This window comes from Halomonas sp. HAL1 (genome assembly GCF_030544485.1).
Classification (GTDB): Bacteria; Pseudomonadota; Gammaproteobacteria; order Pseudomonadales; family Halomonadaceae; genus Vreelandella; species Vreelandella arctica.
In genome coordinates this window covers 1,339,121-1,362,544 of sequence record NZ_CP130610.1, presented here as the reverse complement: position 1 = coordinate 1,362,544, position 23,424 = coordinate 1,339,121, and the positions used below count along the sequence as shown (strand labels likewise).

Below are 23,424 nucleotides of genomic sequence, written 5' to 3'. Positions count from 1 at the left end.
GCAGCTCAGCTTGTGTGCGTTCAAGACGCGTTTCTAAGTCATCCAACATATTCATTAAGCTGGCGGCCATAGCCTTCTCCTTTGACCAATTCAGTCGGCGATGCGCTCGTAGACCACAAAATCGTAGCTTGGCTGCCCTTCTGCTGGCTGCCCCGCTACGCGCTGTACTTCTTGCCATTCGCTGGGACCGAAGTCAGGAAACGTGGCGTCGCCTTCTACGTCGATATCTACTTCCGTTATGTAGAGCCGCTGGGCAAAGGGTAGCGCCTGGCGGTAGATTTCCCCGCCGCCCATCACCATGATCTCTTCTGCCGCTTCTATCGTGGCATGTTGGTCGGCCAGTTCCAGCGCTGTGGGCAGGTCATGGCACACACGCACGCCTTCGTGGGAAAACTCCGCGTTGCGGGTTACCACTACATTAAGCCGGTTCGGTAGCGGCTTGCCAATGGAAGCGTAAGTTTTTCGCCCCATCACGAGCGGTTTTGCCTGGGTGATGCGTTTAAAGAACTTTAGATCTTCAGGCAGGTACCAGGGCAGCTTGCCGTCTACGCCGATGACGCGGTTTTTTGCCATGGCGACAATCATTGCCACGGGCACTAGAGAGTCGAAAGTAACGTTTGGCTTAACCATATTGTTTTGCTGGCTCATACCGCTACCTCGGCTTTTATGTGGGGGTGCGGCTCGTAAGCCTCAATTTCAATGTCTTCAAACCGGAACGCAAATAGGTCGTCTATTACTGGGTTAAGTACTAGTTTTGGCGCGGCCTTTGGGGTGCGCGCGAGCTGTTCTTTGGCCTGTTCCAGGTGATTACTGTACAAGTGCGCATCGCCTAAGGTGTGGATAAATTCACCCGGTTGCAGGCCGGTTACTTGCGCGACCATGGTCAGCAGCAAGGCGTAGCTGGCGATGTTAAACGGTACACCGAGGAAGATATCGGCGCTGCGCTGATAGAGCTGGCACGATAGCTTGCCGTTGGCCACGTAAAACTGGAACAGACAGTGGCACGGCGGTAGCTGCATTTCGTCTACCTGGGCGGGGTTCCAGGCGGAAACAATCAGGCGGCGCGACTGTGGCGAGTTACGAATTTGCTCCAACACCTTGGCAATTTGGTCAACGCTGCCACCTTTAGGGTCAGGCCAGCTACGCCACTGGTAGCCGTATACAGGGCCTAGGTCGCCGTTTTCATCTGCCCATTCGTCCCATATCCGCACGCCGTTCTCTTTTAGGTAGGCGATATTAGTGTCGCCTTTCAGGAACCATAGAAGTTCGTGAATGATAGAGCGCAGGTGCAGTTTTTTGGTGGTGATGAGCGGAAAACCACGCGATAGATCGAAACGCATTTGATGACCAAACACGGAACGCGTGCCCACGCCTGTGCGGTCGTGGCGATCAACGCCATGCTCCAAAACGGTTTGCATCAAGTCTAAATAAGGTTGCTCAAGCGCGGGCGTTGGTACAGTCACAGAATTTCCAAATTAACAGGCGGTGTAGCGGTTTATTCTAGGTGGTGGGGTCATAAGGGGCAATGCGAAGATTGCCCCTCTTTTTTTGACCAGCTGGCTAAACGCTCCCTTTGCTACACTTTTTGGATTTTCACATCCACTGGCTGGGAGCGTGACCAGACAATAACGAATAGGCCCAGGGCAATCATGGGGAGGCTGAGCAGCATACCCATGGTGAACCAGCCAAACGCAAGATAGCCAATATGGGCGTCGGGCATGCGGACAAACTCGACCATAAAGCGGAAAACGCCGTAGCAGACTAAAAACAGCCCGGATAAGAAGCCGCGAGATGTCGGCTTAGCGGAGACCCACCATAGAATGGCGAACAGCACGACACCTTCCAGTAAAGCTTCATAGAGTGCGGATGGGTGGCGCGGTTCAGGCTCCATACCGGGAAATGGCATGCCCCAGGGTAGCGAGGTCACGCGCCCCGGCAGCTCGTGGTTGATAAAGTTGCCGATGCGCCCTGCCCCCAAACCGATGGGAACCAAAGGAGCAATAAAGTCCGTCAGGGTTAAGAAGGCTAGCTGTTTGCGCCGAGCAAATATCCAGGCCGCGAGCAACACACCGAGCAGGCCACCGTGAAAGCTCATGCCACCATCCCATACGCGAAAAATCCATAGCGGGTCAGCTGTCCACTGCCCTAGCCCGTAAAACAAGGCGTAACCTAAGCGTCCACCTGCCACCACCCCGATCGCACAGTAGAAAAGTAAATCGCCGATATCGTCATTATTAAGGCCGATGCGCGATGCCCGCCGACAACCAAGCCACCAGGCTGCGACAAAACCCACTACGTACATCAAGCCATACCAATGAACTTGCAGCGGCCCTAAGGAGATCGCCACTGGGTCAATCGTCGGGTAATTAATCATTTACACTCTCTACTCTGACCAAAGGGAATTTTCATTCACGAATCACTAAAAGCGCCCAACTTACTTAGTTAGCGGGCAAGTTTAACGCCTGAGCAGGCAAATGGAACGCTGGTGGCAACAATACTGAAAAACGCGCACCAAATCTCAACACCTGCTCCTTACTTCGAGCGACCACTGCTAAGATTATTTGTTATAACGCTACGATGACGGTCATGCATGGAGTGTTGGTTTCAGCGTGCCAGGAAACCAATGGGTAATCATACTGAGAAGGGTTTCAGGTTGGTACGGCTTGGCTAGCAGGTCATCCATACCGGCTGTTAAGCAGGCATCACGCCCGGCGTTGTCGACGTTGGCCGTCAGCGCAACCAGCACGCTTTGGCTACTGCTATGGGCTCGCTCATATTCACGCCAGCGCCGGGTAGTCTCAAGCCCATCCAAGGTAGGCATAAAAATGTCCATAAACACCAGATCAAAGAAAGCGCTCTGCTGGCGTTCAAGCGCCTGCTCACCGCTACTTACACCTTCTACTTGAAGACCCTGGGTTTCCAGCATTTGCCGCGCCAGCATCAAATTCACCGGCCCATCATCAACCACCAGCACACGTAAATTGTCCCTGCCCTTCACCATACCTTCCTCAGCAGTATGCTGAACAAGGTTAGCTAGTAGCGCGCGAATATCTAACAGCCGCTCGCGCACATCCATAATATTTTGCCGACAACTATCGGTGATCTCAGTTTCGGCCATCGCGTTTAAGTGCTTAAACAGGCTGTCAGTTTCACGCTGGAGCAGTATCAGATAACCTGATTTTAAACGCGACTCTTCCCGCGCTCTGTCACGCCCCGCCATTAAGTGTTTGAGCTGCCGCTGCTGGTGTTGAAGGTCGTCCAGTAGCGTTTGTTTATGCTCATGCTGTGTGCTTTTAGTAGCAGCATTAGCCACCTGCGAGTAGTTAATGCGGCGTTTGAGCCCGGCTAGCATTTCGTTAACGCCGACCAGACGCTGTAGAGGAAGATGAGGTTCGTCGGACGCATCCGGCGGGGCACATGTATGCTCGGGCTGCGAACATGCAGCTGTGGCGCATATTGACAGGCTTTGCCGTTCAAGCTCGGTGATCTCTTGGCTGAAACGAATGTCGTTACGCCGGCCACGCGCTTTGACCAGCATTAGGAAGGCGCCGACATTCAAACTGCTACCGATGAGCAAGGCGATCATTAACCATAGCAAGGTGCTCCAGGAGGCGTGGCTTGGTGACATCCACCAGACCATTGCACCGACTACTAGGCAGAGCGCAATCAGTGCCGCTTGCAAAAGTAGCAGCGGCCACAGCAGTGGCCACACGATGGCATTCCAATAGTACTCCCTTTGATAGCGTTGCATGATCTCGCCTTCCTCTTGGCCGAATGGGCGCTGATAACGTGACCGCTGTTTAACCGCTGAGATACCTGCCAATATTACGGTACTCACACCCTTTTGTGTGATGATTTATGCTACAAACATGATACTGATATCAGTGTACGTCTACGTTTCGTTACTGTCATGCTGCTCTTCCGTTGAACATTTTTCACCCTTTCGCCTACGAGTTTGTTATGTGTTTGATTTCATTTGCTTGGCAACCTGGCACGCCGACGCCTTTGTGGCTGATAGGCAACCGAGATGAGCTCCATGCGCGTCCGACCGCGCCACTGGCTGAGTGGAAAGATCACCCAGCAATTGTCGGTGGCCGTGATTTAGAGGCCGGAGGCTCTTGGCTGGCTGCCAAACACGGCGGTGTTATTGCAGCTTTGACCAACGTGCGCGACCTGCAACTAGTCACACCGCCTGGTGCGCCAAGCCGGGGTGAACTGGTCGCAGGTGCCCTGCAGTGTGACGATATCGACGCGTGGCTAACCGCACTCAGCGAGGGGGAAGCATTGCGCTATGCGGGTTTTAATTTGTTAGTGGCGACCCCACAACGGCTTTGGCACTTGCACCGCGGCCGTGACCGCTTAGCTCTAAGTGAGGTGGCCCCCGGCGTACATGGGCTATCCAATGCCGATCTTAATTCCCCCTGGCCAAAACTTTTACATGTTCGCAGTGCGCTTGAGCAGCAGTTGTTACCCTCTGGTTTATTACCGGCATGGCCAACCGCCGTTCAGCGCGCCATGCAGAACCCGCAAGAAGCAGCTGTCGAGGAGTTGCCGGATACCGGTGTGGGGCTTGAATTAGAGCGCCAGCTATCGGCGGCGTTTATTGTTGGCGAGCGCTATGGCACCCGTGCCACTTCGTGGCTGACGTTAGATGCCCAAGGGAACATCAACATTACCGAGCAGCGCTTTGGGCCGCTGGGGCGCTTTGAAGGTGAAACTTCCTTAGCGCTACCCAGCCGTTGACGACACACACCTTAGTCACGGGGCGGCATCAAATGCGACAACTGCCACTCATCCAAACGCTGATCTAAATGGGCATGCACCTGGGCAGGCGTATCCAGCTCCATTACTTCTTTGAGCAGCTGCTGGGCATCGCTAAAAGGTACTCGGCGGATTGCCGCGCGTACTTTGGGCAGGCTGGGCGCGTTCATGGATAGGCTGGTAAAGCCCATGGCCATCAGCAGCAGCGCCCCGGCCGGATCACCGGCTAACTCACCGCATAAAGAAATGGGTTTATTCAGCCGCGTGGCGTCGTTGGCAAGTTCCAGCAGCGCACCGAGTAGCGCTGGGTGCAGGGCATCGTACAGACTCGATACCCGTGGGTTATTGCGGTCTACTGCCAGCAAGTACTGGGTAAGATCGTTGCTGCCCACGGAGAAGAAGTCGACTCGCTTCGCCAGTGCGTCCATTTGATAGATGGTGGCGGGCACTTCAATCATCACGCCGACCTGAGGCCGAATGACCGTAATGCCCTCTTCCCCTAGCTCTAAAATGGCGCGATCCAACAGACGCAGTGCCTCATCGACCTCTTCTACGTTGGTGATCATCGGGAACAGTACATAGAGATTATCGAGATCGATAGAGGCTTTAAGCATGGCGCGCAGTTGCACCATTAACACTTCGGGGTGGTCCAGCGTTACCCGCATACCGCGCCAGCCAAGGAATGGATTAGCCTCTTCGATGGGGAAATAAGGCAGATCTTTGTCACCACCAATATCCAGCGTACGCATCACGACCGGTAGTGGCGCAAAGCCTTCTAACTGATCGCGGTAGAGCCGAGTTTGCTCTTTTTCGCCGGGGAAACGCTCGGTGATCATAAACGGCACTTCGGTACGGTAAAGTCCCACCCCTCCGATGCGGCTTTTCAGCAGCGCAGTGGCATCGACTGCCAAGCCGGTGTTCACCATCAGCGGCATGATATGGCCATCGGGCGTGGCGCTGGGCAAATCCTGTTCGTGCTCAAGCAGTTCGCTGAGCGCCTCTTCTTCGGCGATCAGACTGGCATAGCGCGCTTTAAGTTCAGGCGCTGGGCGCACAAACAGTCGGCCACGGTGGCCATCCAACACCACCGGCGCACCACCTAGGCGCGGCAGCGGCAAATCCACCATGCCGAGCACCGTAGGAATACCCATGGCGCGGGCGACAATCGCCACGTGGGACGTGCTGGAGCCACGCACCGAGACGAGCCCTTTAAGCTTGTCGCGGGGGACTTCACCCAGCATGGCCACGCTAATTTCATCGCCGACCAGAATGGCGTTATCAGGATAGGTTTCCGGCGTGGATGGTGTGTCTTCCTGCAGGTGCGCCAGCACTCGGCGCCCCAGATCACGAATATCAGCCGCACGCTCACGCAGGTAGTTATCGTCAACCCGTTCTAAATACTGTACGTGGCGTCGCACTACATCGGCGAGTGCGCCTGGGGCCCACTGTCCTTCGCGAATACGCTTTTCGACTTCATCGGCCAGCGCCGCTTCACCCAGCATCTGCTGATACACATCAAACAGCGCCAGCTCCTGGGCGGAGATACGGCTGGCCAAACGTTCGGCCGCCGCACGAATTTCGCTGCGGGTTTTGCCAATCGCTTCCTTTAAGCGTGCCACCTCATAATCCAGGTCGCTGGGTACCAAATCAGGCACGCTGTTTAAGTCAGCAGGCGGGGTAATCACTACCGCTTCGCCCATCGCCATGCCTGGCGAGGCGGCAACGCCTTTAAACATTGCCTGGCCGCCCGCAAGCGCCGGACGCATTAGATTGCCGGTCGCCAACGCATGGGCCAATACGCCCGCCAACTGAGCGGCCATGGTGACCAGAAAGGCTTCGTCTTCATCGTCGTAGCGACGTTTTTCGGCTTGCTGAACCACCAGCACGCCCAGCATATGGCGCTGATGAATAATCGGCACACCCAAAAAGCTGGAGTAGCGCTCTTCACCGGTGGCTTCAAAATAGCGGAATTGCGGGTGGGCCTGGGCGTCTTCGAGGTTAAGCGGCTCACTGCGCTTGGCTACTAAGCCTACTAGGCCTTCACCTAATGGCAGTACGACGCGCCCAACGGCCTGGGTGCGCAGACCAATGGTCTCCATTAATACCAGCGACTCAAGCTCTTTGTCGTAAAGGTAGAAAGAGCACACATCGGTCTGCATCGCCTTACGAATTCGACGTACCATTGTGGACAGCGCGGCATCGAGGTTACGCGCGCCGTTCACTTCCTGAATTACCCGACGCAATACCTCAAGCATGGACGTTTTACTTTTCACTGTTATTTGCCTCGCTGAGGAATTTCTTGGCAAACTACCGCTGCCCTACCTTGGGCAGCGGCTTTTCACCCTAATCGTCATCCTGTGCCAGGCGCTGAGCGCGGGGAGACAATTCTCGCAACGCGCGCCGATACACCTCTCTTTTAAAAGGCACTACCTGCCCTAGCGGGTACCAGTAGCTTACCCAACGCCACCCATCAAATTCGGGCGTTGGGGTTGCCGTCATACAGATTTGGCTCTCCTGGCAACGGATTTTAAGTAAAAACCACTTCTGCTTCTGGCCTATACAGACCGGACGCGAATGTGTGCGAATCATGCGTCGTGGCAGACGGTAGCGTAGCCAGCCCCGGGTGCAGGCAACAATATCAACATCGCCGGCGGTTAAGCCGATCTCTTCGTAAAGCTCACGAAAAAGTGCTTGTTGTGGCGTCTCGCTTGCATTGATGCCCCCCTGGGGAAATTGCCACGCATTTTGTCCTACCCGACGCGCCCAAAGCAGCTGCCCCTGGCTATTGGCAATGATAATGCCAACATTGGGGCGAAAGCCGTCAGCGTCGATCACGGACATCACCTTCATAAATTTTCAGTTGTCCCCATTTTTCCACAAGGGAGACAAACGTATCAATACAATATAACGCTAAGTGATGAATGGTTGCGGCGTGCTGGTGGGAATGAGGTGGCGACTCTGCGATAATCCGCCTCCGCTATTTGCCTAATTAGCGCCTATTTCACCACTACTATTCGCCTACTATCACTGACTAAAAAGGGGAGCGCCGTGAGTCTGGCCATATTCGATTTGGATAATACGCTGCTATCCATCGACAGCGATCATGCCTGGGGCGAGTTTTTACTCGAACAAGGGGCTGTCGACCCGATCGCTTACCGGGAAGCCAATGAGCGTTTTATGGCCGATTACAATGCGGGCACGCTGGATATGGCCGCCTTTTTAGAAATGGCGCTTAAGCCGCTAGCCGATAACACTCCTGAGCAGCTCGCTGCTTGGCATCAGCAATTTATGGCCAGCAAAATCGAGCCCAGCATTCTACCCAAAGCGGAAGAGCTGCTGGCCCGTCACCGCACTAAAGGCGACACACTGCTGATTATTACGGCCACGAACCGCTTTATTACCGCGCCGATTGCTGAGCGCTTGGGTGTCGATCACTTGATCGCGGTGAATCCGGAAGTGGAACAGGGCCGTTACACGGGGCGGGTTTCCGGCACGCTGAGCTACCGCGAAGGCAAAGTCACCCGCCTAGAGCAGTGGCTTCAAGAGCAAGACTTAAGCCTGGAAGGCGCCTGGTTCTACAGCGACTCGCACAATGATTTACCACTATTAGAAATAGTAGAGCACCCTGTCGCCGTTGACCCTGACGACACCCTGCGCAACGTCGCCGAAGAGCGCCAGTGGCGAATTATGAGCTTGAGGGATTAGATTGGTGAAGGCGCTAGGCCTCAGTACGGTAACCATGAACGGCATAGCTTGGTGAAAGTACTTCCTCTTGGTGAAAGTACTTCCTCTATCGATTCTGGCGTTCCATTCAAGAAATTCTTGTCTACCTGTAAAAGACTATAGTAAGACTCGATCATTTCATTATTTTCAGGGTGCAGTGTCAGTCGTTTTTGCAGCCACCACCGGCTGTTGCGATTAATTCTCTATGGGCTGATATAGACAGGCGTGATTCAATTGGAAAAGACTGGTCAGGCCCAGCAGCGCCATATTGCGCTCAATCTCGCGCTGTAAGAGATCGGCGACATGCTCCACACCGGCTTGGCCTGCGCAGGCGGCCGCGTAATTAAATGGACGTCCGACGAAGACGAAGTCGGCCCCCAGCGCCAAGGCCTTGATGACATCGGTGCCACGCCGGAAGCCACTGTCGATCATGATGGGGATATCACTGACACGGCGCTTGACCTCGGGTAGCACCTCAAGTGGAGAGATCGTGCAGTCCAGCTGTCGAGCGCCGTGATTGGAGAGGATGATGCCGTCCACTCCTGCCTGACGGGCACGTACCGCATCCTCGGGGTTTAGCACCCCTTTGACGATCAGCGTATCGGGCCATAACCGCCGCACCAGATCGAGATAGCCCCAGTCAAAATGGCGACGTCCTGAGAAGTCCCGCGCTGCTTGGCGAGAGATCACGGGTGCTCCCCGTTCCGCATGGTTGTTTTCGAAATGCGGCATTCCCTGTTTCCAGAGCGTACGAAGAAAGGTATTACACAACCAGCCTGGCCGCATCAACCCATCGATTGCCAAGCGAAGCGTTGGCTCCAAAGGGGATGAAAAACCTGAACGCCGGAAATTATCCGGATTGGGCGGCACTGGGTAATCCAGCGTGACCACCAGCTTTTTAAAACCGGCTCGTTTGATCCGCGCGAGCAGGGCTTCGATACCTTCCGGTGTGCCGGGCAGGTACGCCTGGAACCAGTCGGCGCCCTCAACCTTTGCCACTTCTTCCATAGGCACAAGAGACGACCCGCTCATGATCATCGGCAGATTACGTTTCGCTGCTGCCCGCGCTAGCACTAGGTCGCCTTGATAAGCTGATAGCGCGCTGATGCCCATGGGGGCGATACCGAAAGGCACGGCATACCGCTTGCCATACAGCTCTGCTTGCAGATCAACCTGCGAGACGTTGACAAATGCCTTGGGCAAAAAGCGGTAATCATCAAAAGCGGTGAGATTAGCGCGCTGGGTTCGCCCATCCTCTGCGACATGGTCGATGTAACCAAAAATAGGCCTTGGCAACTTACGACGTGCTAAACGCTCTACATCGTGCAAATTATGGATGCTGGCAAGTTTGTTTCGAGTCCACCGTTGTTGGAGCCAACCTTTCACGCAACACTCCTAATGATTATTTTACTTTAAGCGACTGGGACAACTAACCTTTGTTTACCAATGCACTAGGTTACTAAATCACTCTCAAATACGTTAGTTCAAGCAGCCAATAAAAATGGGACAGTGCCTTGGCACTGTCCCATTGTGGCTACTTAACGCTACAGCGACTTAGGTCAACTGAGGCCCAGCCTGAATGATCGCTTCGTTAACACCTTCAAATTTCTTGAAGTTATCGACGAACTTGGTCGCCAGCTCTTTAAGGTGACGGTCGTAGGCATCGCGGTCCTGCCAGGTTTCACGCGGGTCGAGCAGGCTGGAATCAACGCCGGGTACTGCAACCGGCACTTGTAGATTGAGGCCGTCGATATGCTTGGTGTCGATATCGCGCAGTACACCCGACTGAATCGCGCTAATGATGGCGCGGGTGGTCGGGATTGAGAAGCGCGAGCCGCCTTCACCGTAAGCGCCGCCGGTCCAGCCGGTGTTGACCAAGTAAACCTGAGCATCCTGCTTATCGACGCGCTTGATCAGCAGGTCAGCGTATTCGCGTGCAGGACGCGGGAAGAACGGCGCACCAAAGCAGGTGGAGAACGTGGCAGCCAAGCCTTCAGAGGAGCCCATTTCAGTGGAGCCCACTTTGGCGGTGTAACCGGACAGGAAGTGATAGGCCGCGGCTTCTTTGCTAAGAATCGACACGGGGGGCAGTACGCCGGACATATCGCAGGTCAGGAATACAATCGCATTCGGCTCGCCCGCCAGATTTTCCGCTACGCGCTTTTCAACGTGCTCCAGCGGGTAAGCGGCGCGTGAGTTCTGGGTCAGGCTATCGTCGGCGTAGTCGGGCTCACGACGATCATCCAGCACGACGTTTTCCAGCACGGTGCCAAACTTGATAGCGCTCCAGATGACCGGCTCGTTCTTCTCGGAAAGATCGATGCACTTGGCGTAGCAGCCGCCTTCCATGTTGAAGACGATACCGTCGCCCCAAGCGTGTTCATCATCACCAATCAGGAAGCGTGCCTGGTCAGCGGAAAGCGTGGTTTTACCGGTACCCGAGAGACCGAAGAAGAGGCAGGTTTCGCCATCTTCACCCACGTTCGCAGAGCAGTGCATCGGCAGCACGTCGGCGGCGGGTAGCAGGAAGTTCTGCACGGAGAACATGGCTTTTTTCATTTCACCGGCATAGCGCATGCCTGCAATAAGCACTTTTTTCTCTGCGAAGTTGATGATCACGCAACCATCGGAGTTGGTGCCATCGCGAGAAGGATCACACTCAAAGCCCGCCGCGTTAAGAATGGCCCACTCGTCTTTAGCAGCTTGATTGTAGGCCAAAGGGCGCACAAACATGGTACGGCCAAACAGGTTTTGCCAAGCGGTTTCGGTGGTGACACGAACCGGCAGATAGTGAGCAGAATCACTACCCACATGAAGCTCAGAGACAAAGTGCTCTTGGCTGTTCAGGTAATCATCGACCCGATCCCACAAGGCGTTGAATTTCTCAGCATCAAAGGGACGGTTGACGCTGCCCCAATCAATTTGGCTACGCGTAGAGGGCTCATCAACAATAAAGCGGTCTTTCGGTGAGCGGCCGGTACGCAGGCCGGTATTTACTACCAGGGCACCGTTAGCCGAGAGGCGGCCTTCGCCACGTGCCACGGCGCGCTCGATAAGTTCGGCGCTGCTGAGATTGACGTGGGCTTGGGGAGCTTGAGTCGTGGTCATGTCGATTCCTGGGCCTTGAGGCCGTTATATCTCGTTACCGGGCGTCACCGACGCCTTAAATTTCATCCCAGCCCTGCTAAATCGGCTGGGCACGCTGAAGTCCGGCGCATTATGGCAAAAAGAAAGCCCCCAGGAAACGGGGGCGAAGATCAAATATCTTGTAGTTAAACTACTACAAAGGCACTACATTTTGTGTTGCAGTGCAGTAAAAATTAAAACAGTCGTTTGCAATAACGGCCAAATTCATTGGTTCCACTGGCCCGCCTAGCGACACTAAAAAAACGCCCGACTGTACAGCCGCGACTACATACCTAGTGAATTGTGGGCGATGGGGCTTCGGGGTCGTCTAACAAAGTTTCAATATCCGCCGCCGTGTAGTGATATTTCGTATGGCAAAAGTGGCATTGGGTGTCGATAGCGCCCTGTTCGTGAAGAATATCTCGCAGTTCTTCCTTGCCTAGCGTGTGCAGTGCATGGCTCATTCGCTCGCGGGAGCAGGTACAGCCAAAGCGCAGGGCTTTAGGCTCAAAAACGCGCACGGTTTCTTCATGGTAAAGTCGGTGCAGCACTTCGCGCTGCTCAAGCCCGAGCAGTTCCTCTGTTTTAATCGTATCGGCTAACTGCACGCTGCGATCCCAGGCATCGACATCCTGGTTTTGTGACTCTGCGGGGAGGCGTTGGAGCAGCAACCCACCTGCGCGCTTCTCATCCGCCGCTAACCATAGGCGGGTTGGCAGCTGCTCGGATTGGGTAAAGTAGGCTTCCAGGCAGCCCCCTAGCGTCTCTTGATCCAACGCGACAATGCCTTGATAGCGATGCCCTTCACGGGGATCGAGGGTGATGACGATTTGGCCCTCGCCGACCAGTTCACGGAAAGAGGCATGCTCGCTAGGCAGGTCGGCGTCTTCCGCGATACGGGCAATCGCCCGCAATTCACCACCGGGGTTGGATTCGGCCATCAGTAATGACAGAACGCCGCGGCCGCGCACTTCGATGCTTAGCGTGCCATCCAGCTTAACGGTATCGGTGAGCAGCGCCACGGCAGCTAACAGCTCGCCCAATAGCTCATTGACCGCGGGTGGGTAGGCGTGGCGATCCAACACTTCGTGATAGGCGGCCGCCAGGGTGACGATCTCGCCGCGGACATTGGTGTGATCGAACATAAAGCGTTGAATTTGATCGGACATAATTTGGCAACCTACTATAAAGGACGACGGGTGTTTAGCTGCGACTAATCTTTAACTGGGCTATTGATGCTGCTGCACTGAGTGAATAGCCGCGAGGGCTACTCACCCTGATTGCGTTGGAAACGCTGAATATCGCGGCGCTGCTTTTTATCAGGGCGTTTGAGCGGATGCTGCATCGCCTCGTTAGTGAGACGCCTTGCTTCGGCTTCCTTGGCACGACGCTGCACACTTGCGTCGGTTTCTGCATAGAGCGTGCGCGCTTCTGGCGCACCGCGTCTTTGATCCGAGAGCGATATCACCTCTACCTCTAAGACCTCCCAGCCCTGGGGCACCCGAATAAGCGCACCTAACTCGACCTGCTTGCTGGTTTTAGCGCGGCCGCCGTCATAGTGAACCTTGCCACCTTCAATGGCTTTTTTAGCCAGCGCGCGGGTCTTAAAGAAACGTGCTGCCCAGAGCCATTTATCTAAGCGTACGCTCTCGCTCATTAACGCTCTCCTTGCGATTCTGACAGCTGTTCCGGCAGTTGTTCGGGAAACAGGTGAGCGAACCGATCAAGGGCTATAAATTCCTGTAGCTCTTTTTCAGGCCGCTGGCTGTCAGGTTGTTTAATGCCCAGCAAATGCTTAATGCCAAACTCACGAGCACTTTCCAGCACGCGGGCATTGTCATCAATGAATAGTGTTCGTGCCGGGTCAAAAGGCTCGATTTCCTGCAACGCAAACCAGAACGCCTGCTCCTCTTTGGCGGCCCCCACATCTTCGGAAGAGACGATGGCGTCCAGGTAGCTTTCCAGACCGGTGAGGGGCAGTTTCAGAGCAAGACTGGCGCGATCAGCGTTGGTGGCAAGCACCACCCGAGGATGTGCTAGCTTAAGCCATTTGAGGAAATCCAGTGCGTCACTGCGCAGGCCTATCAGGTGTTGGACTTCTCGTTTCAGGGCGACGATATCCACGCCCAGCTCGCGGCTCCAGTACGCTAGGCTGTACCAGTTTAAAGTGCCCTGCTCGCCGATGATACGCGCGCGCAGCGCTTCCTGGGAGGCTTCATCAAGTTGGTGCAATTCGCGGTAGCGTCGCGGTAAATGATCCAGCCAAAAGTGGCTGTCAAAGTGTAAATCCAGCAGCGTGCCGTCCATATCAAGGAGGACAGTGTCTATCTCGCGCCAATCAATCATTGCCGCTCCAGTCACGTTAGGAGTAAGCGTGCTATTGTAGCTTAACCGCCTTTTACCAGCCATGGAGGCACATGTTTATGTCTACGTTTCCCCCTACTCGCCCCACCTTTAATCACCCTAAAGATGGCAGCGTTAACCGCTCGGGTTACCAGCAAAAGCCACAGATTCTTGCTCGTAAGCAGATTGCCCAAAGCCGTTTATTCCAGATTGAGTCACTGGATCTGCGTTTTTCCAATGGCGAAGAGCGCCAATTTGAACGCTTAACCGGCGCGGATCGGGGTGCGGTGATGATGGTGGCAATGCCTGACCCGGAGCACGTGCTGCTGATTCGCGAATACGCCGCCGGGTTTGAAGATTATGTGCTCACCTTGCCCAAAGGGTTGGTCGATCCCGGTGAAGACATTATCACCGCTGCCAATCGCGAGTTGATGGAAGAGTGTGGCGTGGGTGCGCACCGCATTGAACCGCTGGTTGAACTTTCCCTGGCGCCGAACTATATGCGCCACCGTATGCAGGTACTGCTTGCCACCGACCTTTACCCCAAGCGACTGCCAGGGGATGAACCCGAGCCATTGATTGTGGAAACCCACGCCATTGAGGAGCTCCCTTCACTGCTATTGCGCGAGGATTTTCACGAAGCCCGCGCCATCGCCGCGCTCTATATTGCGCGGGACAGGCTGCGTGAAGAGAAGCGCAATAGTGCGACGGATTTGCTTTGAGGCAGCTTTAGCTCGCGATAGTTATCTCATACTTATCTAAAGATGATTTTTCAAAGTAATCCAGCGCCGCTGGCGGTGGCTGTCTAACCCCGCTTCCAGCAGAGCCATCGAACGCAGGGCGTCGTCGACGCTTACCGGTAGCGGCGCTTTATCACGAATAGCAGCGGTAATGCCCTGGTAGTAAGCCAGGTAATCGCCCGATAGCGTCGGAAGTTCACGGCGCACCAGCGGCGCATTTTCACCCTCTCCTTCGCGCAGCGTTAACGTGCCATGTTGGCTATCCTCGCCCCACTGCGGTGCGGGCACTTCGCCTGCTTTCAGGCGACCCTCCTGGGGGTCCAGGCCGTACTTAACGAAGCTGCCTTGGGTGCCATGAATCCGAAAACGCGGGGTTGGATCAGCAACCAATGTGCCAGCAGCCAAGGTCACGCGGAAGCCTTCGTAATCGAGCAGTGCCAGGAAGTCATCGTCGGCCTGGGCACCGTCACGTAGTGCGTCTAGTTCCAGCAAGATTGCCTGAGGCATGCCAAACAATTCGCAGGCTTGATCCAGCAGGTGCGGGCCCAAGTCGTACCAGATTCCACCACCGGGGGTCGCTTTCTCGCGCCAGCGATCACGCACTTCCGGGCGGAAGCGGTCAAAATGTGATTCAAAATTCACCAGTCGCCCTAGCGTTCCCGCTTCAAGCAGCGCTTTAACGGTCAAGAAATCGCTATCCCAACGGCGGTTGTGAAATACCGACAATAGACACTCTTTTTCATCCGCCAACTTTTTAAGTAACTTTCCTTCAGACAGCGTGACCGTGAACGGCTTATCGACCACCACGTGCTTGCCCGCCGACAACGCCGCTTTCGCGAGTGAAAAATGCGTGTCGTTCGGTGTCGGAATGACAATCAGATCGATATCACTGCGCTTACAAAGCGCTAACGCCTGAGCCTCCACCTCTACGTTAGGAAGTGACGCCTGCACCTTAGCAGCATCGCTTGAGGATACCGCCACCAAATCCAGGCCCTCCGTGGCCTGAATAAGCGGTGCGTGGAAAGTTTGGCTAGCGAATCCGTAGCCGACTAATCCAACGTTAATAATTGCCTTCATTTGATTCCTTCAAGTTTGTGACTGCGACTGATGATTGCCGAGCTTAGTGCCCTATCAATCCAGCTTGCTTAGGTCCCGAACGGCCCCTTTGTCAGCAGAAGTGGCCAATAGCGCATAGGCTTTCAGTGCTGGGGTAATCTTGCGGGAGCGCTGTTCAACGGGCTTCCAGGCGGTGACGCCTTTTGCCTCCATCGCCTCGTGGCGAGCTGCCAGCTCAGCATCGCCCAGGTTGACGTTGATCGTCCGGTTAGGAATATCAATACGGATGATATCGCCCTGCTCGATTAAGCCAATGGCGCCACCTGCCGCGGCCTCCGGCGACACATGGCCAATCGAAAGCCCAGAGGTGCCGCCCGAGAAGCGACCATCGGTGAGCAGCGCGCAGGCTTTGCCTAACCCTTTAGACTTGAGATAAGAAGTGGGATAAAGCATCTCCTGCATGCCGGGGCCACCTTTAGGCCCCTCGTAGCGGATCACGACGACATCGCCCGCTTTGACCTTATCCGCCAATACATCGGCAACCGCCTGATCCTGAGACTCAACCACATAGGCGGGGCCTTCGAATACCAGGATTGATTCGTCGACCCCGGCGGTTTTCACCACGCAACCATCCAGCGCGATATTGCCATACAGCACGGCCAAGCCGCCCTGCTGGGAGAAGGCGTGCTCCAGGTCGCGGATACAGCCGGTGGCGCGATCGCCGTCCAGGCTCGGCCAGCGGGCACTTTGGGAAAAGGCGGTCTGGGTGGGAATACCGCCCGGCCCGGCTTTAAAGAACTCAACTACTTCGGTGCTGGGCGAACGCATAATGTCCCACTCATCCAGCGCGGCCTTGAGGCTGTCGCCATACACGGTGGGCACCGAGGTATCCAATACACCGGCACGATCCAACTCACCGAGGATCGCCATGATACCGCCCGCACGATGGACGTCTTCGATATGATATTTCTGAGTGTTGGGCGCTACTTTGCAGAGCTGGGGCACTTCACGGGAGAGGCGGTCGATATCCGCCATGGTGAAGTCCACCTCGGCTTCCTGGGCAGCAGCCAGGAAGTGCAGAATAGTGTTAGTAGAGCCGCCCATGGCGATATCCAGCGTCATGGCGTTTTTGAACGCTGCTTTGGAAGCAATGGCACGGGGTAGCAGGTGCGCTTCATCGCCTTCGTAATAGCGTTTGGCCAGCTCGACAATGCGGTGACCGGCGGTTTCAAATAGGCGACGACGATCAGAGTGGGTGGCCAGCACGGTGCCATTACCAGGCAAAGCCAAGCCTAGCGCCTCGGTCAGACAGTTCATCGAGTTGGCGGTGAACATTCCTGAACAGCTGCCGCAGGTGGGGCACGCGCTACGCTCGACTTCAGCGAGGGTTTCATCATCCACGCTGTCATCGGCGGCCATTACCATGGCGTCGACTAAATCAAGGCCATGGTTAAGCAGCTTGGTTTTACCCGCCTCCATGGGGCCACCGGAAACAAAGATAACCGGGATATTGAGGCGCAACGCGGCCATCAGCATCCCAGGGGTAATTTTGTCGCAGTTGGAGATACATACCAGCGCATCGGCACAGTGGGCGTTGCACATGTACTCAACGCTGTCGGCAATCAGGTCACGGCTAGGCAACGAGTAAAGCATGCCATCGTGCCCCATGGCGATGCCGTCATCCACCGCAATGGTGTTGAACTCTTTCGCTACGCCACCCGCTTTCTCAATCTCCCGCGCCACTAGCTGGCCCATGTCCTTTAGGTGAACATGGCCCGGCACAAACTGGGTGAAGGAGTTGGCGACGGCAATAATCGGCTTTTGAAAATCACCGTCCTGCATACCGGTGGCGCGCCACAGGGCGCGTGCACCGGCCATATTACGACCAGCGGTGGTGGTTCGTGAGCGATACTCTGGCATGGCGTCTCTCTCTTGATGTCTATCTCAAAGACGATTCACTATTTTTATTAGCCCACAGCAAGGATGGCCGCAGGCCAAGCTATTCTGAATAATATCAGCAACCTTGGATTGTGGCATGAGCTTTACACAGAGACTAGGCCCACTCTGAAAACACAGCGAGCAAGGGTAATTGCCCTTACTAACTGTAACGCTGATGTAGGGTTATCTCGTACAGATGTAAAAAAGCGCCGTACTTACGTACAGCGCTTTAATTACCGTCATGGGTGTAACGGTTGAGCCTACCCGCGACCAAATACGACGTCTGCTACATCGCGATAGCGTTTGGCAAAGTGCACCGTCATTCCCTCTTTCAGATAGTCCGGCAACTCTTCGTAATCACGTTTATTGGCCTCGGGCAGGATCAATTCGAAAATATCACTGCGCCGTGCGGCAATCACTTTTTCGCGAATACCGCCAACGGGCAGCACTTGGCCAGTCAAGGTTAGCTCGCCAGTCATCGCCAGGGGCCGGTCGATCGCATGGTGCTTAGCCAACGACAGCAGCGCGGTGGTCATGGTGACACCGGCCGAAGGCCCATCTTTCGGCGTGGCCCCTTCGGGCACGTGTAAGTGCACAAATGCCGAGTCAAAGAAATCGGCATCGGCGCCATACTCCTGCAGGTGCCCAAGGGTATAGCTGTAAGCGATATTGGCCGACTCCTGCATCACCTCACCCAGCTTGCCGGTCAGCTTAAAGCCACGATCCAGGGAGTGTACCTTGCCCGCTTCAATGGGTAGCGTTGCCCCGCCCATGGAGGTCCACGCCAGACCGGTCACGACCCCTTCGCCGGTCAGCACTTTTTCCTTGCGGAAGATCGGTGCGCCTAAGAAATCTTCCAGATTCTTCACCGATATTTTGACCGTTTCGGGCTCCTCTTCGAGCAGCTTGACGGCCGATTTACGCACAATACGATGCAGCTGCTTTTCAAGCTGGCGAACACCGGCTTCACGGGCATAGCCTTCAATCACTTGCTTCAAGGCCGCATCGGATAAACTGATACGCTTTTTCGTTAGGTTGTCGCGCTTGAGCAGCTTCGGCCACAGGTGGTTCTTGGCAATTGCCAGTTTCTCTTCGGCGATATAGCCAGAAAGACGGATCTGCTCCATGCGGTCAAGAAGAGGCCCAGGAATCGAATCCAGCGTATTAGCGGTGCATATAAACAGCACTTTGGAGAGATCCATGCGCACATCGAGGTAGTGATCAAGGAAATCGACGTTCTGTTCGGGATCAAGCACTTCCAGTAGCGCCGAAGCAGGGTCGCCCTGGAAGGATTGCCCTAACTTGTCGATCTCGTCGAGCATGATGACCGGGTTCTCGACTTCGACCTCTTTAAACGCCTGCACCAGCTTGCCGGGCATGGCGCCGACATAGGTGCGTCGATGACCTTTAATTTCCGCCTCGTCGCGCATACCGCCTACCGAAAAGCGGTAAAACTGACGACCTAAAGCTTCGGCAATCGAGCGGCCAATAGAGGTTTTACCCACCCCTGGCGGGCCTACCAACAGAACGATCGAACCACCGACATCGCCTTTGAAAGTACCTTCGGCCAGAAACTCAATAATGCGTTCTTTAACGTCTTTCAGGCCGTCGTGGTCACGATCCAACACTTGCCGCGCATGGGGTAGATCGAGCTGATCCTGGCTGGTCACGCCCCAGGGCAACGACGTTAGCCAGTCGAGATAATTACGTGTGGTGCCATACTCCGGCGAGCCGGTTTCCAGCACGCTAAGCTTATTCAGCTCATCATCAATACGTATTTGTACGCGCTCGGGCACGACCAATGCTTCCAGCCGCGCTCGAAAGGTATCGACATCGTTTTCGCGATCGTCTTTGGAAATGCCTAGCTCGCGCTGGATCACTTTGAGCTGCTCACGCAGGAAGAACTCGCGCTGGCGGTCCTGCATTTGCGCGTTGACCTGCTCGCTGATCTCACCCTGCAACAACGCTACATCAATCTCTTTACGCAACAGCGGCAGCACTTTCTGCATCCGCTCTTCCACCGACAGCGTGGCCAGCACATCCTGCAGCTCTGGGCCTTTTGCGGAGGTGATGGCGGCGGCAAAATCGGTCAGCGGGCCCGGCTGGTGCGGGCTAAAGCGGTTAAGGTAGTGCTTGAGCTCTTCACCGTACAGCGGGTTAATCGGTAGCAGCTCTTTGATGCCGTTGATGATCGCCATGGCGTAGGCGCGGGTCTCTTCATTCTCCGCGTCAACCGGCTCTTTCGGGTAGGTAACCTCCACCAGATAAGGCGGCTCTTTGGAGAGCCAACGGGTAATTTTAAAGCGCTGCAAGCCCTGAGCGATAAACTGAATCTGATCGTCTTCGCCCTTGAGTTTATGCACCTTTACCGCCGTGCCAACCTCAGGAAAACCTTCGTGATCAAGAGAGGTGACGCCCTGCTCGCCGACATAAGCGACACCCAGGGTGTGGTGCGGCGTGTTACCCACGCGGCGCATGGTCTCTTCCCAGCGCTCACGGTTAACCACCAAAGGTTGAACCTGGGCAGGGAAGAAAGGACGATTATGAATAGGAAGAAGATAAATGCGCTCAGGCAGCATATCGCTGGCGGGCACTATGGAATTTACCCGTTCGCCGTCGGAGCGGTACTCGTCATCGGTAGTTGATGCTGACGCTTCATCGTCAACTTGCCAATCAAGGTGTTCGTGATCGCGTTCGTAATCCTGGTCGCTCATGCGTCCTCCAATGAACCGATACCGGCGGTGAGAACCGCCTAGCGTTGTTCATGGAATGCGGGCAGTGCGCCAAAACTTCAACCCTTAGACCCTGATTTGTGGGAAGCAGCGGTAGCCAGCGACCGGTGCAACGTCATGCAGCTGAGAGGATAAAGCCAAGACTTTTCGTACCAAACTTAAGGCCATAGCTCGGGCATGGGGCGACCATTAACACGCCAGACACCGCGCACTACATCAAACTGCAGCTCACGGGTGCCGAGCGGCAAACCTAACCATAGCGCGGCAACGGTGGGGGCATCATGCCAGGTGAAGTCGCCATCAATACGCTCCAGCCATTTCGCCTGCTCGTCCTCGTCGTCAAGATGCACCACGCTAAGCTCATCCAACGCGCGGGCGTCAAAAAACAGCGCGCCATCCGCATCGAGCCGAATGCCAAGCAGTGGGCTGTCTACCGCCACCGTGGGCACATCTAGGCGCGGCGAGTCACTAAGCATATTCCGAAAATCAGGCTCAAGACGGGCCAGCACCCCTTCAGCCATGGGCAGGCTGGCATCCCCCCAGGCGGCTTCCTGGCGTAAACGACGAATGGCGTGGCGAACCGCATCGGCATTGATGCGCGAAAGCTCCATCTCTATTCGTCCATTAAGCAACGGCGTGTCGGGCGCTTCTGAGGGAACCATCACCTCCCCTACTTCTAAATCGCCTGTAATGCGCAGTTCGCTTTCATCCAGCACCATATGGCTATTTAAATCGAGCGGCGCCAGTTGGATGTCATAGGAGGGATAGCTAAGCGTCAGTGTCTCAATATGCAGATGGTCGCGCTGGGCAAAGTGGTAGGCACCATCGATATAGGTGTAGCGGCTTTCAAGTACCGTGGGGCCTAATGCAAGCTGGGCCAAACCATCGGTCAGCGTTAGCTGATCCAATAACCCACGCAGGCGCCAATCACCAAAGACGCCTTCTAGGCGCAGCCGACCACCACGGACGGCTAACTCGCGACCATTTTGTTGAATGACAAAGGGCGCCAGGGCAAGGCGTAGTTCACTGCGGCCGCTAAGGGTGTGATAACGCCCCTGCCAACGTGGCACCGAAGGGGCGGTAACCTCCCCCACTGCTTGCTGCAACACAGTATCCAATCGAGGTAATACCGTGCCTTCTACATCCGTGCTTAAAATGCCGTGGCGGGCGCTATAGGTCAGTTCAAGCCGCCAGGGGCGACCCAATAGCGGAGAAAGTATCAGCCGCCCTTGGGAACTTAGCCAACCCTGGTGGCTCTCAGTTCTGTTGACACGCCATTCGCCCCGCGCTTCCAAATCCTCTAGCGCCTGACGCAGGCTACGTTCAAAGAGCACGCTTGAGAGAAGTTGCGCTGCCATCCATACCACGGCGATTATCGCCAGGGTAGGGACAATCAGACGTTCCTTGCGCATACTGCCTCCTTGATGCCAACGCACTTAAATGGCGAAAGCTACCGACAATGACAATGCCTAGTATCTGTAATACCTAGTATCCGTACCGTTTTCCTAATGAATTTTCTAATGCAGCCAGAACCATAAGTGCATAGTACTCCAGGCGTAGACCCCTGCCATCACATCATCAATCATAATGCCAAAACCACCGGCTACACGGCGGTCAGCCCAACGTATTGGCCAGGGCTTAAAAACATCGAAGATACGAAAGACCACAAATCCCCATAGCGCAGCTTCCCATGAAAAGGGCACCGCGGCCATGGTGAGCCAGTAGCCGACAAATTCATCCCACACAATCCCTGAGTGGTCGTGTACGCCTAAGTCGTGTGACGTCTTATCGCATAGCCAAACGCCAACCACAAAAGCGACGAAACAAATACTTAGGTACCACCCTAAGGGCAAATCCGCCATCATCCAGTAGAACGGAATGGCGGCCAGCGTGCCGAATGTGCCGGGAGCCCACGGCACCGTGCCGCTACCTAAGCCAAAGGCAAAAAAATGTGTTGGGCGACGCCAGACACTTTTCGGTGCACGATTCATGGCGTGTCCCCACTAAAATGCTGCCAACCGGCATAGCCATTTACATAACTACTCAGATCACTCTGGTCAGAAGCACTAATGCCTAGCGTCTCGCAACAGCGACCAATCACCGTTAGCGTCAAGCCTAATGACGCCAGCCGTTGCTGAGCCTTGGTTATATCGTCAGCGTGTAAGGTGACGAGCAGTTCATAATCATCGCCACCGGAAAGCGCCGCCTTTAGTGCAGTCTCCCGACCCAGCATGCTTTCCAGCTCTTCTGCCAGCGGTAAAGCGGCTACGTCGATGACTGCCCCGACCTGCGAAGCCTCGCGAAGATGCGCCAGGTCGGCCATTAAGCCATCAGAAATATCCATCGCCGCGGTAGCTAATCCACGCAGCGCCACGCCCGCCGCCAAACGCGGTTCAGGCAGCAAGTAGCGGCGCAGCAATGGGTGCGCCAAGTCACGCTCGCCCTTGCGCCAAAGCGCTAGCCCACCGCCCCCGCCGCCTAATGCACCAGTAACGGCAATCAGGTCGCCAGGCTGAGCACCGCTGCGGGTCAGCGCTTCGCCCACTGGCACATCGCCCATCACGGTCACACCAATCGAAAGCGCGCCGGAAGTGACGTCCCCGCCCACCAGCGTGGTGGCGTGTTGCTGGCGGAGTGTATGAAAACCACGCGCGTAGTCAGCAAGCCAAAGATGCGTTGCTTCATCATCGGCAAAGTGGCGCTGATCAAAGGTTAATGCCATCAGGCACCAGCGGGATTTGGCCCCCATGGCGGCCAAATCGCTAAGCGCGACCGCCAAGGCACGATGACCCACCGCGAACGCTGGCGCTTCGCGGGGAAAGTGAACATCTACTACCGAGGTATCAACGCTCACGGCCAGCTGTTGGCCCGCTTGCGGCATCAATAGCGTGGCGTCGTCTCCACATCCTAGTGTGACGCCATTTGACGCGGTCGACGCCTCCTGCGACGACATGAAATAGCGTCGGATCAAATCAAATTCGGCAAGCACAAAGGCCCCTTAAACG

The 23,424-nt window shown here is 55.4% G+C and carries 20 protein-coding genes; 3 read left to right on the top strand and 17 right to left on the bottom strand.

Annotated features, from left to right (window positions below; all coding sequences use genetic code 11):
* Positions 1 to 90: 90 nt before the first annotated feature.
* From Q3Y66_RS06475 to Q3Y66_RS06460, 4 genes are all read right to left on the bottom strand, one after another.
* Entirely contained in the window at positions 91 to 648 is a 558-nt protein-coding gene (locus Q3Y66_RS06475) for a dihydrofolate reductase (RefSeq protein WP_008959687.1), read from the bottom strand.
* Positions 645 to 1,463, bottom strand: a complete 819-nt coding sequence (locus tag Q3Y66_RS06470) for a thymidylate synthase (protein WP_008959686.1) — start codon at positions 1,461 to 1,463, stop codon at positions 645 to 647. Before Q3Y66_RS06470 ends, Q3Y66_RS06475 begins: the two co-directional genes overlap by 4 nt.
* A gap of 113 nt (positions 1,464 to 1,576) precedes the next feature.
* The gene (gene lgt, locus Q3Y66_RS06465; RefSeq protein ID WP_008959685.1) at positions 1,577 to 2,374 is read right to left on the bottom strand and encodes a prolipoprotein diacylglyceryl transferase; all 798 of its coding nucleotides are present in this window, start codon (positions 2,372 to 2,374) and stop codon (positions 1,577 to 1,579) included.
* Positions 2,375 to 2,584: 210 nt separating this feature from the next.
* Entirely contained in the window at positions 2,585 to 3,751 is a 1,167-nt protein-coding gene (locus Q3Y66_RS06460) for a response regulator (protein ID WP_008959684.1), read from the bottom strand.
* Positions 3,752 to 3,960: 209 nt separating this feature from the next.
* Between Q3Y66_RS06460 and Q3Y66_RS06455 the strand changes: the two genes are divergently transcribed.
* Positions 3,961 to 4,743: an NRDE family protein gene (locus Q3Y66_RS06455; RefSeq protein ID WP_008959683.1), complete on the top strand. Its 783-nt coding sequence runs from the start codon at positions 3,961 to 3,963 to the stop codon at positions 4,741 to 4,743.
* A gap of 11 nt (positions 4,744 to 4,754) precedes the next feature.
* Here Q3Y66_RS06455 and ptsP read toward each other — a convergent pair whose 3' ends face one another.
* Positions 4,755 to 7,016, bottom strand: coding sequence for a phosphoenolpyruvate--protein phosphotransferase (ptsP, locus tag Q3Y66_RS06450; RefSeq protein WP_008959682.1), 2,262 nt, complete (start codon positions 7,014 to 7,016; stop codon positions 4,755 to 4,757).
* A gap of 88 nt (positions 7,017 to 7,104) precedes the next feature.
* Complete coding sequence (rppH, locus tag Q3Y66_RS06445) at positions 7,105 to 7,596, bottom strand: RNA pyrophosphohydrolase (RefSeq protein ID WP_008959681.1); 492 nt, start codon at positions 7,594 to 7,596, stop codon at positions 7,105 to 7,107.
* Positions 7,597 to 7,809: 213 nt separating this feature from the next.
* Between rppH and Q3Y66_RS06440 the strand changes: the two genes are divergently transcribed.
* On the top strand, positions 7,810 to 8,466 hold the full coding sequence (locus Q3Y66_RS06440; RefSeq protein WP_008959680.1) for an HAD family phosphatase: 657 nt from the start codon (positions 7,810 to 7,812) through the stop codon (positions 8,464 to 8,466).
* A gap of 213 nt (positions 8,467 to 8,679) precedes the next feature.
* On the opposite strand, the gene Q3Y66_RS06435 is transcribed toward Q3Y66_RS06440, so the two are convergent.
* The 5 genes from Q3Y66_RS06435 to yrfG form a co-directional block, all read right to left on the bottom strand.
* The gene (locus tag Q3Y66_RS06435) at positions 8,680 to 9,870 is read right to left on the bottom strand and encodes an alpha-hydroxy acid oxidase (RefSeq protein ID WP_008959679.1); all 1,191 of its coding nucleotides are present in this window, start codon (positions 9,868 to 9,870) and stop codon (positions 8,680 to 8,682) included.
* Positions 9,871 to 10,038: 168 nt separating this feature from the next.
* The gene (locus tag Q3Y66_RS06430; RefSeq protein WP_008959678.1) at positions 10,039 to 11,592 is read right to left on the bottom strand and encodes a phosphoenolpyruvate carboxykinase; all 1,554 of its coding nucleotides are present in this window, start codon (positions 11,590 to 11,592) and stop codon (positions 10,039 to 10,041) included.
* Between the two features lie 311 nt (positions 11,593 to 11,903).
* Positions 11,904 to 12,779 carry an Hsp33 family molecular chaperone HslO gene (hslO, locus tag Q3Y66_RS06425; RefSeq protein WP_008959677.1) on the bottom strand — a complete coding sequence of 292 codons (876 nt, stop codon included), beginning with the start codon at positions 12,777 to 12,779 and terminating at the stop codon, positions 11,904 to 11,906.
* Between the two features lie 98 nt (positions 12,780 to 12,877).
* On the bottom strand, positions 12,878 to 13,267 hold the full coding sequence (hslR, locus tag Q3Y66_RS06420; RefSeq protein ID WP_008959676.1) for a ribosome-associated heat shock protein Hsp15: 390 nt from the start codon (positions 13,265 to 13,267) through the stop codon (positions 12,878 to 12,880).
* The gene (gene yrfG / locus Q3Y66_RS06415; RefSeq protein ID WP_008959675.1) at positions 13,267 to 13,956 is read right to left on the bottom strand and encodes a GMP/IMP nucleotidase; all 690 of its coding nucleotides are present in this window, start codon (positions 13,954 to 13,956) and stop codon (positions 13,267 to 13,269) included. Before yrfG ends, hslR begins: the two co-directional genes overlap by 1 nt.
* A 77-nt stretch (positions 13,957 to 14,033) precedes the next feature.
* On the opposite strand from yrfG, the gene nudE reads away from it, so the two are divergent.
* A complete protein-coding gene (gene nudE / locus Q3Y66_RS06410; RefSeq protein WP_008959674.1) occupies positions 14,034 to 14,675 on the top strand; it encodes an ADP compounds hydrolase NudE in 642 nt (213 codons plus the stop codon).
* 36 nt (positions 14,676 to 14,711) lie between these two features.
* Here the strand turns inward: nudE and Q3Y66_RS06405 are convergent, their stop codons facing one another.
* The 6 genes from Q3Y66_RS06405 to thiL all read right to left on the bottom strand — a co-directional run bounded on the left by Q3Y66_RS06405 (position 14,712) and on the right by thiL (position 23,408).
* Positions 14,712 to 15,770, bottom strand: a complete 1,059-nt coding sequence (locus Q3Y66_RS06405) for an oxidoreductase (RefSeq protein ID WP_008959673.1) — start codon at positions 15,768 to 15,770, stop codon at positions 14,712 to 14,714.
* Positions 15,771 to 15,824: 54 nt separating this feature from the next.
* Positions 15,825 to 17,669: a dihydroxy-acid dehydratase gene (gene ilvD / locus Q3Y66_RS06400; protein ID WP_008959672.1), complete on the bottom strand. Its 1,845-nt coding sequence runs from the start codon at positions 17,667 to 17,669 to the stop codon at positions 15,825 to 15,827.
* 278 nt (positions 17,670 to 17,947) lie between these two features.
* Positions 17,948 to 20,401: an endopeptidase La gene (gene lon / locus Q3Y66_RS06395; protein ID WP_008959671.1), complete on the bottom strand. Its 2,454-nt coding sequence runs from the start codon at positions 20,399 to 20,401 to the stop codon at positions 17,948 to 17,950.
* Positions 20,402 to 20,577: 176 nt separating this feature from the next.
* A complete protein-coding gene (locus Q3Y66_RS06390; protein WP_008959670.1) occupies positions 20,578 to 21,831 on the bottom strand; it encodes a DUF945 family protein in 1,254 nt (417 codons plus the stop codon).
* A gap of 105 nt (positions 21,832 to 21,936) precedes the next feature.
* Positions 21,937 to 22,410, bottom strand: coding sequence for a phosphatidylglycerophosphatase A (locus tag Q3Y66_RS06385; RefSeq protein ID WP_008959669.1), 474 nt, complete (start codon positions 22,408 to 22,410; stop codon positions 21,937 to 21,939).
* Positions 22,407 to 23,408 (bottom strand): thiamine-phosphate kinase, encoded by a 1,002-nt coding sequence (gene thiL / locus Q3Y66_RS06380; RefSeq protein WP_008959668.1) that lies wholly within the window; start codon positions 23,406 to 23,408, stop codon positions 22,407 to 22,409. The genes Q3Y66_RS06385 and thiL overlap by 4 nt, the downstream gene beginning before the upstream one ends.
* Positions 23,409 to 23,424 lie beyond the last annotated feature (16 nt).